General features: G+C 42.8%; 18 protein-coding genes. 1 reads left to right on the top strand and 17 read right to left on the bottom strand.

Going from position 1 to position 16127, the window contains the following annotated elements:
* Window positions 1–5: 5 nt before the first annotated feature.
* The 17 genes from BLU58_RS10090 to BLU58_RS10010 all read right to left on the bottom strand — a co-directional run bounded on the left by BLU58_RS10090 (window position 6) and on the right by BLU58_RS10010 (window position 15019).
* On the bottom strand, window positions 6–293 hold the full coding sequence (locus BLU58_RS10090) for a phosphopantetheine-binding protein (RefSeq protein WP_093292089.1): 288 nt from the start codon (window positions 291–293) through the stop codon (window positions 6–8).
* Between the two features lie 42 nt (window positions 294–335).
* Window positions 336–1082: a 3-oxoacyl-[acyl-carrier-protein] reductase gene (gene fabG / locus BLU58_RS10085; protein WP_093292088.1), complete on the bottom strand. Its 747-nt coding sequence runs from the start codon at window positions 1080–1082 to the stop codon at window positions 336–338.
* Window positions 1083–1324: 242 nt separating this feature from the next.
* Window positions 1325–2248 (bottom strand): ACP S-malonyltransferase, encoded by a 924-nt coding sequence (gene fabD, locus BLU58_RS10080; protein WP_093292087.1) that lies wholly within the window; start codon window positions 2246–2248, stop codon window positions 1325–1327.
* A gap of 18 nt (window positions 2249–2266) precedes the next feature.
* Complete coding sequence (locus BLU58_RS10075; RefSeq protein ID WP_093292086.1) at window positions 2267–3508, bottom strand: ABC transporter permease; 1242 nt, start codon at window positions 3506–3508, stop codon at window positions 2267–2269.
* A 17-nt stretch (window positions 3509–3525) separates the two neighbouring features.
* On the bottom strand, window positions 3526–4473 hold the full coding sequence (locus tag BLU58_RS10070; RefSeq protein ID WP_093292085.1) for an ABC transporter ATP-binding protein: 948 nt from the start codon (window positions 4471–4473) through the stop codon (window positions 3526–3528).
* A 329-nt stretch (window positions 4474–4802) separates the two neighbouring features.
* The gene (locus tag BLU58_RS10065) at window positions 4803–5675 is read right to left on the bottom strand and encodes a non-homologous end joining protein Ku (RefSeq protein ID WP_255404677.1); all 873 of its coding nucleotides are present in this window, start codon (window positions 5673–5675) and stop codon (window positions 4803–4805) included.
* Window positions 5676–5706: 31 nt separating this feature from the next.
* Complete coding sequence (locus tag BLU58_RS10060; RefSeq protein ID WP_176786607.1) at window positions 5707–7083, bottom strand: tetratricopeptide repeat protein; 1377 nt, start codon at window positions 7081–7083, stop codon at window positions 5707–5709.
* A 123-nt stretch (window positions 7084–7206) separates the two neighbouring features.
* On the bottom strand, window positions 7207–7590 hold the full coding sequence (panD, locus tag BLU58_RS10055) for an aspartate 1-decarboxylase (RefSeq protein WP_093292082.1): 384 nt from the start codon (window positions 7588–7590) through the stop codon (window positions 7207–7209).
* A gap of 3 nt (window positions 7591–7593) precedes the next feature.
* Window positions 7594–8457, bottom strand: a complete 864-nt coding sequence (gene panC, locus BLU58_RS10050; protein WP_093292081.1) for a pantoate--beta-alanine ligase — start codon at window positions 8455–8457, stop codon at window positions 7594–7596.
* Window positions 8454–9320 (bottom strand): 3-methyl-2-oxobutanoate hydroxymethyltransferase, encoded by an 867-nt coding sequence (gene panB, locus BLU58_RS10045; protein WP_093292080.1) that lies wholly within the window; start codon window positions 9318–9320, stop codon window positions 8454–8456. The genes panC and panB overlap by 4 nt, the downstream gene beginning before the upstream one ends.
* Before the next feature lie 12 nt (window positions 9321–9332).
* A complete protein-coding gene (locus tag BLU58_RS10040) occupies window positions 9333–10316 on the bottom strand; it encodes a biotin--[acetyl-CoA-carboxylase] ligase (protein ID WP_093292079.1) in 984 nt (327 codons plus the stop codon).
* A complete protein-coding gene (locus BLU58_RS10035) occupies window positions 10297–11523 on the bottom strand; it encodes a CCA tRNA nucleotidyltransferase (RefSeq protein WP_093292078.1) in 1227 nt (408 codons plus the stop codon). The genes BLU58_RS10040 and BLU58_RS10035 overlap by 20 nt, the downstream gene beginning before the upstream one ends.
* Before the next feature lie 14 nt (window positions 11524–11537).
* The gene (gene bshA, locus BLU58_RS10030; RefSeq protein ID WP_093292077.1) at window positions 11538–12662 is read right to left on the bottom strand and encodes an N-acetyl-alpha-D-glucosaminyl L-malate synthase BshA; all 1125 of its coding nucleotides are present in this window, start codon (window positions 12660–12662) and stop codon (window positions 11538–11540) included.
* 34 nt (window positions 12663–12696) lie between these two features.
* Window positions 12697–13404, bottom strand: a complete 708-nt coding sequence (gene bshB1, locus BLU58_RS10025) for a bacillithiol biosynthesis deacetylase BshB1 (protein ID WP_176786606.1) — start codon at window positions 13402–13404, stop codon at window positions 12697–12699.
* A gap of 23 nt (window positions 13405–13427) precedes the next feature.
* Window positions 13428–13820, bottom strand: a complete 393-nt coding sequence (locus BLU58_RS10020) for a methylglyoxal synthase (protein ID WP_093292075.1) — start codon at window positions 13818–13820, stop codon at window positions 13428–13430.
* A 27-nt stretch (window positions 13821–13847) separates the two neighbouring features.
* Window positions 13848–14648, bottom strand: a complete 801-nt coding sequence (gene dapB, locus BLU58_RS10015; RefSeq protein ID WP_304442032.1) for a 4-hydroxy-tetrahydrodipicolinate reductase — start codon at window positions 14646–14648, stop codon at window positions 13848–13850.
* 20 nt (window positions 14649–14668) lie between these two features.
* The gene (locus BLU58_RS10010) at window positions 14669–15019 is read right to left on the bottom strand and encodes a nucleotide pyrophosphohydrolase (protein ID WP_093292073.1); all 351 of its coding nucleotides are present in this window, start codon (window positions 15017–15019) and stop codon (window positions 14669–14671) included.
* A 182-nt stretch (window positions 15020–15201) separates the two neighbouring features.
* Here BLU58_RS10010 and BLU58_RS10005 point away from each other — a divergent pair, with 182 nt between their 5' ends.
* On the top strand, window positions 15202–16086 hold the full coding sequence (locus BLU58_RS10005; protein ID WP_255404671.1) for a YitT family protein: 885 nt from the start codon (window positions 15202–15204) through the stop codon (window positions 16084–16086).
* Window positions 16087–16127: the final 41 nt, after the last annotated feature.

Below are 16127 nucleotides of genomic sequence, written 5' to 3'. Positions count from 1 at the left end.
TGTTATCACTCCTCGATGTTTTCTAAGATATAATCAGCTAATTTATTTACAGAACCAAATACTTCCATATTATCGTCATAAATGGTCACACCAAACTCATCTTCAATTACAACAAACAACTCCAATGCATCGATCGAATCTAAACCTAGACCACGACCAAAAAGAGGTTGGTCATCTGTGATCAAATTTGGTTCCATATCGAGATTTAACCGTTCCACAATGATCGCCTTGATTCGCTGCGTTAATTCGCGTCTTTTCTCTGCTTTTTCTTTTGTCTCTTGATATGTAAGCAATGTTGTCACTCTCTCCATGTCGTTATGTTTTGATTTATTTTCTTATCCGTTGATCAATCCACCATCAATCGTAAACACTTTTCCAGTTATATAGGAGGATTTATGAGAACTTAAAAAAGTAACGAGATGTGCCACTTCTTCCGCTTTTCCCATGCGCTTTAGTGGAACCAGATCCATCATCTTCGATAAAATCGCTTGATCCATCCCCTTTGTCATATCTGTCGCAATAAAACCAGGAGCAACGACATTAGCACGGATATTGTGTTCGGCCACTTCCATCGCCAAGCTTTTAGTAAAAGAGATAATTCCACCTTTAGAGGCCGCATAGTTGGTCTGACCCTTGGAACCAGCTACCCCGCTTGTAGAAGAAACATTAATAATGGCACCAGACTTCTGCTTCATCATGATCTTGACCGCTTCTCTCGAACATAAGAACGCTCCGCCCAGATTCACCCGAATCACATCATCCCATTTCGCCTCGCTCATCACAGCAACAAAACCATCCTTGGTAATACCTGCGTTATTGACTAGGATATCAAGTCTACCAAAACTCTTTTTCACCTCCTTAAATAGCGATTTCACTTCCTTCTCCTGCGAGATATCAGCTTGTATCGCATGTGCAGTACCACCTGCTTCTTGAATCTCAGCAATCGTCTGCTCTGCTCCCCGTGGATTGCTTGAAAACGTAAGCACAACCGTTACTCCATTTGCCGCTAAATCAATCGCTATCGCCTTGCCAATTCCTCTTGATCCACCGGTAACCAATGCTACTTCTGTACCCTCAAACATGTTTCACACCCTCCTATAGCTAAAAACAAGAACTTTTACAAGAAACTGACCCCTGAGAGATGGCAATGATAGAGCTTTTGAGCTTCAACTTTCCTAGAATACTAGTTTTCTTATAACTACCTGCCTAGTAATAATAAAAATGTCCTTTAACAAAGGGATTAGTCTTTAATGACATCCATCGTAATTATAGACTATATTAAAAAGAGAAAAAGAGAATGCTAGATTGCAGTTAGGAGGGACTCCTATCTCATTCTCTTTAATGCCTTCGCTAGCGCCATCGGTGATTCGGTAGAATGCACTTGATATCCCTCTGCAAAAGAGCGCATCAATCCAGATAAGGTCTTACTGGACCCCACTTCTACAAATTGCTCAATCTCCATCTCTGCTAATCGCGTAATCGTTTGTGTCCATTTGACAGGGCTTGTACACTGCCTTCTGACATCTTCTACGATCAAATCGACATCGTGTGATTCTTTCGCTGTGCCATTAAGGACGATCGGAACACGAGGGGTACGAAGGGAGAACCGAGAGATAAATTCCATCAACTCTGCCTCCATCTCCCCCATTAATCGGGAGTGAAACGCTTGGCTAACGGATAGCTTCTTAGCCTTAATCCCTTCGACCTCATCTAGTACGGTGTAAGCCTCATTCATTTTCTCCACAGCACCAGACAATACAATTTGATTCGGTGCATTGTAAGCGGCTATATCGATCTCTTGCTCTTCAATCCAAGTAAGGGCCTCTGCCATCAATTCTTGCTTCGAAGTCACAATCGCGACCATGCTACCCGGCCGCTTAACCGACGCCATACACCTCCCACGCTTGCGAACAATTTGTAACGCATCCGCAAACGTGAGAGAGCGAGACGCTACTAGCGCCGAAAACTGGCCCACACTATGCCCAGCCATCGCCGATGGAGTGATGCCCTCTTGTTCGAGTACACGATATACCCCAACACTAACTGTTAAGATCGCTGGCTGTGCTACTTCTGTCGCGGTTAAATACTCAACTGGACCTTGAAAGCATATTTTCTGTAAATCAAATCCCAACACATCATTTGCTTCCTGAAACAAGGAGGAGAAAATGGATTCATACCTTCGATAGAAATCTCTACCCATCCCCACATGCTGGGAGCCTTGTCCGGGAAAAATAAATGCGAGACTCATCTTCCACCTCCTAATCGGTTATTCAAAGCGAAAACGTTGGATTGCAATGGTGAGGAATAATAAGCCCATACCGAGTAATACACCTGCTGGAAGAAGAATGTCCACCAAACCTCCTCCGTAGACCAACAAATCACTAAAGCCACCCGTTGACCAAGCTGTCAAGGTAACGTGAGCAAACTTCTGCAACCATTCTGGTACGATTGATAATGGCCACCAAGACCCGCCCAACGCCGACATCGAAAGAACCACTAAAAGCGAAATACCGCTTGCTTGCGAGCGTGTTTTACAAAATGCCGCCAGTAGCATGGCCAATCCTGTTGCGGCAAATGCGGTACTGATCATCATCAATAACAATCCAAGGATGCTGTTTCCTAGATTCATGTCGAAAACGAGATAACCAACCGTAAATAAAACAAGACATTGGAATGTTGCTGTCATAAAACTAGAAAGCATTTTACCTAAGAGAATAGATTGATTCGAAATTGGTAATGTTTTTAATTTACGTAATGTTCCATTCTCTCGTTCTTCAAGTAATGCCGAAGCGGCAGAACTCGCACCGAAAAGGACAAACATAACCGCATATCCGGGTACGTTGTAATCAAATGGAGTTGCTGTACTTCCTTTACTCTTTTCCAAACTTTTTGTTTTCACTTCAATTGGGGGCTTTTCTGTATAAGGCTTAACATAATCTTGTACTTTAGAAATTTCTGAAGTAGGATCCAATTTTAGATTATGCTTTTGTCCCACAACACTAGCAAAATTTTGTATAGACTGGGCCCCAACCTGATTTGCAACGATCGCAGTCGACAATCTAGACGTATATTCCGATACCACATTCTTTATCACACCCGGAATCACTTGATCTGCTGGATTTTGGATAACCTCAACACTAGCCCCTTTCCCTTCACCTACAGCCTTTGAAAATCCTTTAGGAATCACAATTGCAGCCTTCTTATCTTTCACTAATTCCTCTGCTTCGCTCCTAGTCATCGGCTGTTCTTTTCCATCTTTTTTATAAGTAAGCATCAAATCCAAAGCTTTTTCTTTGTTTAATGCCTCTACCATATCCTTCGCCGCTTGTCCACTATCTTCAACCACAACCGGTATCTTAAACTTTTCGGTAGGACCACCATATACCCCCGACAGAGCAACACTAGCAATCGCAATGATAATGATAGGAGCCAAAAATAAGTAAGCTAATCCCCAAATATCACGAATCAAGATTTGTAAATCTTTTCTTGCTATATGCCATATACTCAAGTGAAATCCCTCCACATCTAATCACGTAGTTTTTTGCCTGTTAATTTTAGAAATACACTCTCTAGATCAGACTCGTGAACGTTAAAAGATTCAACTGGTATCTGGTTCGTACGAATCCATCCTAAGACCGACTCCGTAACCTCTAAGAGATTGAAAGAATGAATGATCAGTTTGTTATCGATCACATGATGAGAATCAACATATGGCAAGGAAGAGATATGCTGGACCAACCAATCGGGGATCGACTTAAAATCGAGTACCAACTGCTTGTCCCCGTATTTTTGGAGCAAGGTGTCTGTTTCTTCTAAATCCAATATCTTGCCTTTATCATAAATAGCAACACGATCACAAAGTTCTTGGGCTTCCTCCATGTAGTGGGTCGTATAAATCACTGTCATCTGGAACTCTTTTACCAAGTATTGAATCGAATTAAATATATGATTCCGTGATTGAGGGTCTACTCCCACAGTCGGTTCATCCAAAAATAATACTTTCGGACGATTTAGTAAACCAATCGCTAAATTTAAACGCCGTTTCATTCCACCCGAATAAGCACCTACTTTACGGCTAGCCAAATCCTCTAATTGAGCAATTTTTAACACTTCTTTGATTCGTGATCTCTTCTCTCTGCCTTTTAAACCGTATAAATTAGCAAAGAATGAGAGGTTTTCCTCTGCGGTTAGCGTAAGATAAAGGGCAAGATCTTGAGGAACAAGGCTCACTTTCTGCTTTACTTTCGCACTATCCTTCAACAAGTCATATCCGCATACAGTGGCTGAACCCTCGTCAGGCGGCAAAACCGTTGTCAGCATAGAGATGAGTGTAGTCTTACCAGCCCCATTAGGTCCAAGCAATCCTAAGACTTCACCCTCATAAATATCTAAATCGACCTCATTTACTGCAGTAAATGAATCAAATTTTTTAGTTAAACCATATGTAGAAATTAAAACATCCCTTGTAGACAAGTGAAGGCCTCCTTTATCAAGCGTGATTTGGAATACCTATACTCCTAGACCATTCACCTCCCTATTCTATTTCCCTAAACCGTATTCCAGATACAGGAAAAAATTAAATAAATCAGAAATTGGTAGCTGCTAATAAATATTCAAATAAAAATGACCACACAAATTGAAAAACTATTTAAGTGTCATGGTATAGGAATCATATTATAGCCGTCAAGTAGTAAATAATAGGAAAATATGGCTAGTTTATTAGATGGTAAATTTTTTTATATAAAGAATAATTAAATTATAAAACAAAAACCCCCAGAATAAATTGGGGTTTTGTTAATAAATTAGGCTTCTTTGTTTTTCTGTATTTTTTTTGTAGTTTTTTTGGGTGGATTATCTGTTTTTTTCTTGGTTATTTTCTTCTTAGAGGGTTCTGTGGGTGTTTCCAATACTTTATTTGAAGTAGTTGCTTCGAGACTAGCTCGCAGAGCTTCCATCAAATCGATTACTTTTTCAGGACGACGCGCCGGAGCTTCTACTACTTCTTGACCTGTAATTTTCTTCTCGATTGCATTTTGCACGGCTTGACGATATTCATCGTGGTATTTTTCAGGGTTAAACTCAGTAGTCAAGTTCTCAATTAGTTGCTTTGCCATCTGGAGCTCTTTTTCAGGTAGTTCCACTGCGTCCGGAACACCGGGAACCATGCCCACATCACGAACCTCATCCGGATAATGAACCGTCTCCATAACCAAGCAATTTTGATAAACCCTTATCACCGCTAATGAGCGCTTGGAACGAAGCGTTATCTGGGCCACACCAATCTTGTTCGACTCTTTTAGCGCTTCCCTAAGTAAGGCATACGCTTTATTATTTTGGTCTTGAGAGCCTAGATAGTAAGTCTTTTGAAAGTAGATGGGATCGATCTGATCTAGATCGACAAAATCGAGAATCTCTATCGCTTTATTAGCATCAGGCAGCAGCGCAGCCATCTCTTCATCGTCCATCACCACAAACTTCCCATCTGCATATTCAAAGCCCTTTACTACTTCGCCCCACGGAACTTCCTCTTGACATTGTGGGCAAGTGCGTACGGTTTGAATGGGCGTTTGACACTTGCTATGAAGGTATCGAAACTTAACATTCTTCTCTTCCGTCGCCGCAAACATTTTAACCGGTATATTTACCAGGCCGAAGCTAATCGATCCTTTCCACATCGTATGCACGATCTTCTACCCCCATCTATCATTAGGATGACAAGCAAATTTCTTTCCAACATTGTTGCATCAGATCAGAGCGACCTTCAATCAAATGACAAATTCCTTGATAAAAGATAGGGTCCCTCCAGCTTTTCAACCGGGAATGAGCTTCCTGAAATTGTTCAATTGCTTCTGGGATCTGCCCCATCTCCAGTAAAACTCTCCCTTTTTGGTAATGTCCCATTGCTTGAGAGGATGATTGCTCTTGCTCTATCATTTCTTCTGCTATTTGTATGGCTTCTGGGGTCTTTCCAGCTTTAGTAGAGAGACGGGAGCGCATGGCAATCCAATTTGGCTGCTTCTGTGCTTCTATCGGGATAGAGGATAAAACTTTTTCCACTTTATCATCTTCTCCTTGTAAGAAGGAGATCCATGCGAACATAAACAACAAGTTCGGGTTTCGAGGATCGAGTGTCAGGCCCTTCTTTAACCACAACAAAGCAGAATTAGCATCATGCTTCGCCCAGAAATTCCAAGCAATCCCGTGATAAGCCGTAAATCGATGCTCCTGGTTACTAGTTAATTTCCGGTACCAATCAATTGCTTTATCATGTTCACCCATCTCTTCATAATCATGAGCAATGGAAATCATCACCATCGGATGATGCGTTTTCTCATAAGAAGCCATTCGCCAGAAATTAACGCTTCCCCATTCACGGTAGTGCCGGTAACAATTCGATAAGTAGTGCATCGATTCCCAGTCGTGTTCATTTATGTTTAAGGCATGATAAAAGTGAGGGATCGCTTCATGATATTCACCCATCCGGTAATAACAAGTGCCTAAGTTAAACCAACTGTCACTGTGATCTGGGATGATACTAATTACCTTACGAAAATACTTGATGGCCTGCTGATCATTCCCTTGTTTCACTTCTATACATCCCAGCATATGTGTGGCAAATCCTACAAATACGTCTTGTGTCGTGGTACGGATCACAAGATGAAAATGATTGGCAGACTCTTCAAGTTCACCCGCATGAAACTGCGATAATCCCAGATAGACACGTCCTAATAAAAAATCAGGCTCTTGATGGACAACTTGATGGAACAAATCTTTTGCCTCATGAAACATCGTAAGGTTAAAATACCCTTGACCTTGTCTAAATTGACGAACCACTGATTCATGAATCCAAAACTCTTCTTCTACCTCTTTTTCATCACTTATAAGCTCTGGGTGCTCATGAATTAGTTGGGCCACTCTCTCCTCAATAGCAGACCATGACTCCAGTAACTGATCACATGACTTTTTTAGTTGACGAAAACGACCTTTCCATTTTTGTCGATCTTTCAAGGGGCTGTTAGGATAATTCGTTTCAATCTCTTTCAACGTCTGTTCTACAATTTCGATCCATTGTGGCTGAAACATAAAATTCCCTCCGCTCATTCATGCTTGATGTTTGGAGTATCTCCTTATGAAAGAAATGTATTCAAAAAAACCAACATAAAAACCCCCTAAACAATTAATTAGGGAGTTTATGTTGGTTTCTATTTAGATAATGACACCATGCACTTCTTCACCTAGCATTTGTAAAATCTGATTACCTTCATCCATGATGGCAATCTTCGGTCGGTAGTTTCGAGAAGTAGCATCGTCCATTAGTGCATAAGCAATGACAATAACCGTATCACCCGGTTGCACGAGGCGAGCCGCCGCACCATTTAGACACAGCACCCCACTACCACGTTCACCTGGGATGACATATGTTTCTAAACGGGCTCCATTGTTATTATTGACGATCTGCACTTTCTCATTTGCTAGGATATCAACTCGATCCATAATATCCTCATCAATGGTAATACTACCTACATAATTTAGATTTGCTTCTGTTACGGTAGCACGATGTATTTTTGATTTCATCATCGTACGAAACATGGATTAACACTCCTTGTTGTTATGACGGACCAGTACATTATCAATCAGGCGTGTAGAGCCGAAACGTACCGCGACTGCGATGAGTAGGTCATCTGTAAGAGAATTCGGGGTCTCAAGTGATGGATATCGCAGAGTATCGACGTAGTCAATCTCAGCTAAAGACTGCGTTTGAATCTGCTGGATTACAAATTGATTCACTTGATCAGCACTTTCAAACAAATGAGAAGCTAATTTATCTTTTGCCATCTGGAGGCTTTTCGACAAAATCAATGCCTGTTGATGTTGTTCGGAAGTTAAAAACACATTGCGCGAACTTAATGCTAGTCCATCAGGTTCACGAATAATCTCACACGGAACAACCGTCACGGGAATATCCAAATCCCGTACCATTTGTTCAATGACAGCTACTTGTTGGGCATCTTTTAGCCCAAAATACGCCCGGTCTGGTTGCACAATCTGAAATAATTTTGTTACTACGGTAGCCACACCATCAAAATGACCTGGCCTTGAGGCACCACATAGCTTTTCTGTAATCTGGCCAACTCGCACATAGGTTAACGATTGACCGGGGTACATCTCTGGTACATCAGGATGGAATAAATAGTCAACACCTGCTTCTTTCGCTAACTCACAATCCCTCTCAAAATCACGAGGATAACGTTCCAAATCTTCATTCGGTCCAAATTGTAGTGGGTTAACAAAAATCGACATAACTACTATATCACACTCTAGTTTAGCTTGTTTTACTAAACTTATGTGACCCTCATGTAGATACCCCATCGTCGGTACAAATCCAATTTTTTTACGAGAAATGCGTGACGATTGCATGGAGGCCCTTAGTTCAGATTTAGTTGTAATCACTCTCATGATATGCCTTCTTTCTCCTTCTGGCCACTACCATAGAGATGTTGCTGAGTCTCAGAGGATAGCTGAGATACATGTTCCTCAGCTGGAAATTGGTGTCCTTTTACCTCTTCAACATAAGAGCGAATCCCCTGTTTAATCAGTCCCCCCACATCAGCATACGTTTTGACAAACGAGGGCTTGAAGTTGCCACCACTCATTTGTAACACATCATGAAAGACAAGAACTTGACCATCACAATATCGCCCTGCACCAATCCCAATTACAGGGATCGAAATCTCATCCCGAATCTGCCTTGCTAATTCTTCGGGGACACATTCCAGTACAAGAGCAAAGGCACCAGCCGCCTCTACCCTCTTCGCCTCTTCAACTAGATGTAATGCAGAAGATGGATCTTTTCCTTGTATGAGGTAACCACCTAATTTATTCACAGACTGTGGCTGTAGGCCGAGATGGGCCATCACAGGTACCCCCGCTTGTACGAGTGTTTGAATCTGGCCGATTATTTCACTGCCACCTTCTAACTTAACTCCATATGCATGTGCTTCTTGCATCAGTCTACCCGCGGCCTTTAATACTTCATCCCGTGATAGGTGGGCAACCAAGAAAGGGAGATCTGCAATCACCATCGCCCTCTTGGCCCCGCGCGTCACTGCTTTCGTATGGTGAATCATGTCCTCCAATGTTACCGGAATCGTGGAATCATAGCCGAGAACCACCATTCCCAGCGAATCACCCACTAGGATCAAATCCGCCCCGGCCTCTTCTACCAACACAGAACTTGGATAATCGTAAGCAGTAATCATCGCGATAGGAGTCTGTTCACGCTTCATCTTGGCTAGCGTACGAATCGTTACGTTCTTCATTTGCTATTCCCCTCAATATTTTTCTATATCGATTTCTGCAGAATAAACTGCTATGGTTCCTTGATCCACTTGTAACTTTAATGCACCTGTGTCATATAAACCTTTGAGTATACCTGTATGATTCCCTTGGGGTGTTCGCACAGTAATCAGTTGATCCATCTTATAGGCGCCTCGCTCCCACTCTTGCTGAATCACCTGAAAACCCTCCTGTAGATATCGCTCGTAGCACTCTTCCAGTTCCTCTAAAACAGCCGCGATTAATGTGGCACGGTGGATATCTCCACCTAACTCGATGGATAATGATGTGGCGATATCTAAAATCTCTTTAGGGAAATCTTGTTTTTTTGTATTTACATTCATTCCGATTCCAATGATGGCATAGTGAATGCGGTCTTGCTCTCCACGAATCTCTGTTAGGACCCCACAAACCTTCTTCCCGTCTATTAGCAAATCATTAGGCCATTTAATTTGTATGTCCAAGCCCGTTACTCGTTCGATCCCACGCTTAATTCCAACGGATGTTAAGATTGTGAGATGGTATGCATTTTGTAAAGCGATGGGGGGGCGTAAAATCAGGCTCATCCAGACTCCTGTACGAGGTGGAGAATGCCAAACACGGCCTAAACGACCTTTGCCATCAATCTGTTCTTCCGCAACCACAATAGCTCCTTCTTGTGCGCCTTCCTTGGCCCATTGATGCGCGATTAGTTGCGTAGATGGGGTCTGATTCTGATATTGAATTTCACGGCCAAACCGGTTGGTTTGTAGATGGGGATAGATTTCTTCTGGGGCAACTCGATCTGGCCTGTATACCAGACGATAACCACTGCGCGGTTTCGCTTCGATCTCATATCCTCCAGCTCGCAGTTCCTCCATGTGCTTCCATATAGCCGCTCTACTTACTCCAACTTGATGACTTAACTCCTCCCCCGATAGATAATGGGGCTGACGATCCAATAATACGGCCAAGATTTCATCACGAATACTTTGTGGCAATTTGGCCCCCTACTTTCAACAAAATTTCTTTTTGATTCGGAATCTCTCCCACTACAACCAAGCGACATAACTCTGATAAGACCCACTTTACCCAAGGACCTGGTTTCTTCTCTATGTATGAAATTAATTCATTTCCCTGAATAGATAGATCTGTTACCCTTTTAACTGGCATTTCCGCCCACCAGTCTCGCAACTGCTCCATTTTACAACCCGTCTCATGGTACAGCGCTTGCTGAATATAGTAGCTCTCTACAACGGGTTCCAATCCATAACGGAGAAAAACTTGCTTCATCCATTTCTCGTCAGGCGCTTTTACTCGTTCCCATTCGGTCAGGATCTCCATAATAGACTGGAAGTATTGGGAGTCTTTTTTTGAACACTTACATTCACGGGTTCTGCTTTTTACTGAGTCCGCAGTAGTGCCAAATGCTAGAAGGAACCAAACCCATTTCCCCGCACGCTGGCAATGGCTGGGGATACGATTAAGCCGTTCTTCTACTCTCTGCCGATCCCATTGCCAATGATGTAAAGGAGGCATGTGATAAAAGAGCTCAGTCTGTAACAACACTTGAAAACCGATGTGCGGACTAGGGCTTCCCAAGATCTTCTCCATCTCGGTCATAATTCGTTCGACAGACAGATGCTTCACGTCCTGCTTACAGTACACCATCGCTTCTTGGATAAGCGGATCAATCGAAAATGAAAACTGAGCAGCAAACCGAGCAGCTCGAATCATACGCAAAGCATCTTCCCCAAAGCGTTCCGTCGCAGTCCCCACCGCACGAATCATTCCTTTTTCTAGGTCAATCCGCCCATCAAAATAGTCATATAGATTTCCATCCAAATCCATCGCCATGGCATTCATCGTAAAATCTCTACGCTGTAAATCATCTCGTAAGGAGCGTACAAACTGGACTCCACTTGGGCGGCGATGGTCTTTATAAACCCCTTCTGTTCGAAATGTAGTTACTTCTACTGATTCCTGGTCCCACAGCACTGTTATAGTACCATGCTCCAGTCCCGTCGCAAAAGAGCGAGCAAACAGAGCTTGGACTTCAGAAGGGGTTGCCGAAGTAGCTATATCATAATCGTTTGGGATGCGACCTTGCAACAGATCGCGCACGCATCCTCCAACTAAATATGCTTCGTAGCCTGATTCATTTAGCTTTTGAATCACTGCATGAGCTGCTTTTCGCCTAGGGTCCATGTGTTCCACTCCCTTTACCGCTCTTCTAGTACCTCACGATATAGATTTTCATATAATCCAACAACCGCTTCCCCGGAGAAGTGTTTTTGTACTCTCTCCATACCAGCTTGTACAAATTGATTGTAAAGGTCCGGTTGGGTTAGCAGTTTGATCGCATAGTTCGCCATCGAATCAACATCACCAATAGGTGAAAGAAATCCGGTTACACCATGTTCTACAACTTCGGGCAGTCCGCCTGCGTTTGATCCGATTGTAGGGACTCCACAAGCCATCGCCTCTAGTGCGACGAGGCCGAAGCTTTCTTTCTCAGATGGGAGGAGGAGCAGGTCGGCTAAAGAATGGATTTGTGCCACATCATCTTGTTTGCCTAAAAAAGCGACTTTCTCCTCTAATCCAAGACTTTTCACCATTTTGTGGATGGGTATAGAGTCTGGTCCTTCACCCACTAATAGCAATCGTGCTGGTACTTTCTCATATACTTGAGCAAAGATTCGGATCACGTCTTCTGTCCGTTTTACAGGTCGGAAGTTAGAGATATGTAGCAACGTTTTCTCGTGGCTACAGGGCGTGTACTTCTCACAAGCCCCAGTCACATCCCTTGGATAGTACACACGTTGATCAACAAAGTTATAGATCCGCTCAATCGGAGTCTCCACTTGAAAAATATCTACTGTTTGTTCTGCTAGACTATCTGATACTGCCGTCACTCGATCACTCTGAGTAATACCAAATTTGATTACGTCTTTTAGGACTGGATCCTCGCCTAATACAGTGATGTCTGTACCGTGAAGGGTGGTTACGATTTTTAGATGATCTCCTACCATCTGCTTAGCTAGTACAGCCGCAATCGCATGGGGCACGGCATAATGCACATGGAGCAAGTCCAGTTTGTAGGTTTGAGCCACCTGTGCCATGCGGCTAGCTAGTGCCAAGTCATACGGAGGATATTTAAACAGAGAATATTGATTTGCTTCTACTGGATGATAATATATGTTTTGATGAAATCCGCCTAAGCGAAAAGGCATATCATAACTGATAAAGTGGACTTGGTGACCACGATCTGCTAATAATTTTCCTAACTCTGTCGCCACCACTCCAGAGCCTCCGTGTGTAGGGTAACATGTGATACCGATTTTCATAGTTGCACCCCGATCCTATTTTGCTACTAGTACACTATACTAATAATGATTGCTTTATAGGGCGTGGACTTACTAGACCTTCGCCATATTGTGCCCCAATCATCTGTCCCCACATCTGGTCTCGCCCCTGAATCATCGACAAGAAGGTTGGCCCGTTAATAGGGGTATCCACTTGCCCTTCTTCTCGCCTGAACTGACTGCGATAGGCTAGGATAGAGTCCATTTTTTTCTCATATACGTTACTAATATCCACTATCATATCTGCTTTCGCGATGTCATTCAGGAAATAGTAGTACAGCTGCTTTATACGATGATGCGGCTCATGATCAGGAGTCTGATAGTTTTTTAGTCCTGCGTTAAAGATTGCTTCATTCACCAATTTACTACAAGCCACATGGTCTGGATGACGATCTTCAAAGTAAGGAGCTAGTATCACAGAAGGACGGCATTGTCTGATCACTTGAACCATTTTCACTAATTGCTCGGGTGATCCCGTTAAACCCCGGTCTGGCAATTGAAGATTATAATGTCCGACCAAGCCCAAGGCCTCCCCCGCCTTCTTCGCCTCTTCTCTACGTAATTCAACTGTACCATTTGAAGAAAGTTCTGCCTCGGTTAAGCTACAAATTGCCACTCGTTTCCCCGCTACAGAGTGTTTCGCTAAAATCCCGGATGCACCAATCTCCACATCGTCGGGGTGAGCACCAAAAGCCAACAAATCGACCGAATGAAATTCTTCCATCAAATTCCCTTCTCTCTCATTTTTTAAGAATGATCTCTTGTGATAAATCCATCTTGATCCAGAGATCGAATCAAAATTTCTGCCGTTGCTAAATTCGTTGCTACGGGAATGTCATGAACATCTGCTAATCGTAACAAGGCTAAAATATCAGGTTCATGAGGCTGGGAAGTGAGCGGGTCTCGAAAAAAAATAATCAAATCCACATTTTGCTCGGCCACTAGTGCTCCAATCTGTTGATCCCCGCCCAATGGGCCTGATAGAAAACGCGTAACCTTCAACTGTGTCGCTTCCATAATCAAAGCTCCAGTTGTACCCGTTGCATATAAACGATGTGAAAGAAGTAGCGGTTCATACGCTATGGCAAAGTTAACCATTTTATCTTTTAATGCATCATGTGAGATGAGCGCAATATTCATCTAATTCTCCACCTTTGATGTCTACCATTACATGTCTAAAATCTTTTCTAAGCCATACACAAGATGATCTAAATTCATCACTTTTCGAACAGAAAGATCTACTCCAGGCATAAACGATTCCCGATTTAATGAGTCATGCCGTATCGTCAATAATTGCCCATCTCCTCCGAAAAGGACTTCTTGGTGAGCCACAAGCCCTGGCAGGCGAACACTGTGGATGCGGAAGCCGCTATAGTATGCTCCACGAGCCCCTTCCCATACTTCCTGTTCTGAGGGATGACCTTGCTTTACTTCTTTGCGGGCCTCTGCAATCAATTCCGCTGTTTTAAGTGATGTGCCTGACGGAGCATCTAGCTTATGATCATGATGCGATTCAATAATCTCTACATGAGGAAGATATTTGGCTGCTTTTGCCGCAAATACCATCATCAAAACAGCCCCAATCGCAAAGTTAGGAATAATTAAAGCGCCTAATTTCTTCTGTGAAAAGTCCTGTTGAAGCTGATCGATTTCTTCCTCGCTAAGACCGGTTGTCCCAACTACGGGGCGAACTCCTGCTTGCAGGCATAACTCCATATGATCCTTTACACATTCGGGAGAAGTGAAGTCGATTAAAACATCGGCCTCCACTTCATCAAGCGCAGTAGCGACAGAACGATGAAAAGAGACCCCGAGTGATCCAATCCCGACCACCTCTCCTACATCTTTCCCTTCTTCTGTACGTGAAACCGCACCTACTAATTGAAAATCGGCTACACGCTGAATTAATTTTACCGCTTCTTGCCCCATCTTGCCGGAAGCTCCAGCGATAATAATACGAATACTCATGATGTCTACTCCTCTTTCTCTTATCTCTCTTGTTCATTCTCTTTTCGTGTCCATCGATCCCGGTCACGCGTATTGTATTTGCTCATTACCCCATCAAAAGCCTCTTGTAGATTAATGTCAAGGGAATTAGCAAAACAAGCTATAATAAAAATAAGATCACCCAACTCATTTTGAATGGAGTTTTCTTCTTCTGTTTTCTTCTTAGGCTTTTCCCCGAATTGATGGTTTACTTCCCTCGCTAACTCACCTACCTCTTCCGTCATACGAGCAAGCATAGATAGCGGTTTGAAATAACCTTCCTTAAATTGACCAATATATTCATCTACTTCACGTTGAATATCGTGAAATGTTTTCGGTTTTTTTTCTAACATCAAAATCCCTCCTGACCTTCCCATGTTACCCTATCAGGCTTAAGATATAAAGTTACTAAAAAAAGATCTATGAACCCATCTTTCGGAAATTTAAATAAGAAACCCTCTCGGATTTTTGTTATTATATCGGGGTATACTACACTACAACAGAATAACCATTCTGTTAAACGGAGCGAGCTACTATGAAAAAACAAATTTACATGCACACCCGCAATATTCTCTCTATCCTAATAGGAGCCTTTATTGCGGCTGTCGGAATCAACTACTTTGCGATCCCAAACCAATTAGCAGAGGGCGGTTTCACAGGGATTGCACTGCTTGCCAACTACCAATTTGGTTTATCGCCTGGATGGATCATCTTGGGACTAAACATCCCACTCTTTTTTGTTGGATATAGGGTATTTGGAAAACAAACATTATTTTACACCTTAATTGGAACCACTTCCTTCTCCCTATTTATCGAATGGACAGCAGGGCTCGGAAGTTCCCGTCAAGACGTACTACTAGCGTCCCTCTACACAGGAGTATTAGTCGGAATTGGTCTTGGTTTAATTTTCCGGGTTGGAGGAACAACAGGTGGCGCAGACATTATCGCGCGCCTTATGAACAAGTACTTCGGTTGGAGCATGGGGAAAACCATGTTTATCTTTGATTTTTTTGTCATCCTCATCTCTAGTAAGGTCATCGGTTTAGATAAAGCCATGTATACCTTAATCGTCGTTTTCGTCGGCGCGCGTGTGATCGATTTTGTCGTAGAGGGGCTAAATGCATCGAAAGCGGCGACCATCATCTCCAACGCAGCTGTTTTGTTGGCTGATGAGATTACTCGGAAAATGGGACGCGGTGTCACATTCTTACAGGGAAAAGGGGGATACACTGGAACAGAGAAAAATGTCATTTACATCGTCCTTGCTCCCAATCAAATCCCGAAACTGAAACAAATCGTTCACAACGCAGACCCGTACGCTTTTATGGTCATTCATGACGTACGCGATGTGTACGGAGAAGGGTTCTCGTATGAAGCTCCTGATAAAATAGAAAAGAATATAAAAAAAGAAAAGAAATAGATAAAAAGCACTCATTTTCATTTTCGAATGAGTGCTTTTTT

It is taken from the genome of Thermoactinomyces sp. DSM 45892 (assembly GCF_900107305.1).
In the GTDB taxonomy this organism is placed as follows: domain Bacteria; phylum Bacillota; class Bacilli; order Thermoactinomycetales; family Thermoactinomycetaceae; genus Baia.
The sequence above is the reverse complement of the archived record's forward strand: the minus strand, read 5'-3'. Positions and strand labels throughout refer to the sequence as shown.

What these genes read in the sequence shown, in the direction of transcription:
- fabG (WP_093292088.1), bottom strand. Translation starts at nt 1,082, where the DNA reads ATGTTTGAGGGTACAGAAGTAGCATTGGTTACCGGTGGATCAAGAGGA.
- fabD (WP_093292087.1), bottom strand. Translation starts at nt 2,248, where the DNA reads ATGAGTCTCGCATTTATTTTTCCCGGACAAGGCTCCCAGCATGTGGGG.
- BLU58_RS10065 (WP_255404677.1), bottom strand. Translation starts at nt 5,675, where the DNA reads ATGTGGAAAGGATCGATTAGCTTCGGCCTGGTAAATATACCGGTTAAA.
- BLU58_RS10060 (WP_176786607.1), bottom strand. Translation starts at nt 7,083, where the DNA reads ATGTTTCAGCCACAATGGATCGAAATTGTAGAACAGACGTTGAAAGAG.
- panD (WP_093292082.1), bottom strand. Translation starts at nt 7,590, where the DNA reads ATGTTTCGTACGATGATGAAATCAAAAATACATCGTGCTACCGTAACA.
- panC (WP_093292081.1), bottom strand. Translation starts at nt 8,457, where the DNA reads ATGAGAGTGATTACAACTAAATCTGAACTAAGGGCCTCCATGCAATCG.
- panB (WP_093292080.1), bottom strand. Translation starts at nt 9,320, where the DNA reads ATGAAGAACGTAACGATTCGTACGCTAGCCAAGATGAAGCGTGAACAG.
- BLU58_RS10035 (WP_093292078.1), bottom strand. Translation starts at nt 11,523, where the DNA reads ATGGACCCTAGGCGAAAAGCAGCTCATGCAGTGATTCAAAAGCTAAAT.
- bshA (WP_093292077.1), bottom strand. Translation starts at nt 12,662, where the DNA reads ATGAAAATCGGTATCACATGTTACCCTACACACGGAGGCTCTGGAGTG.
- bshB1 (WP_176786606.1), bottom strand. Translation starts at nt 13,404, where the DNA reads ATGGAAGAATTTCATTCGGTCGATTTGTTGGCTTTTGGTGCTCACCCC.
- BLU58_RS10020 (WP_093292075.1), bottom strand. Translation starts at nt 13,820, where the DNA reads ATGAATATTGCGCTCATCTCACATGATGCATTAAAAGATAAAATGGTT.
- dapB (WP_304442032.1), bottom strand. Translation starts at nt 14,648, where the DNA reads ATGAGTATTCGTATTATTATCGCTGGAGCTTCCGGCAAGATGGGGCAA.
- BLU58_RS10010 (WP_093292073.1), bottom strand. Translation starts at nt 15,019, where the DNA reads ATGTTAGAAAAAAAACCGAAAACATTTCACGATATTCAACGTGAAGTA.
- BLU58_RS10005 (WP_255404671.1), top strand. Translation starts at nt 15,202, where the DNA reads ATGAAAAAACAAATTTACATGCACACCCGCAATATTCTCTCTATCCTA.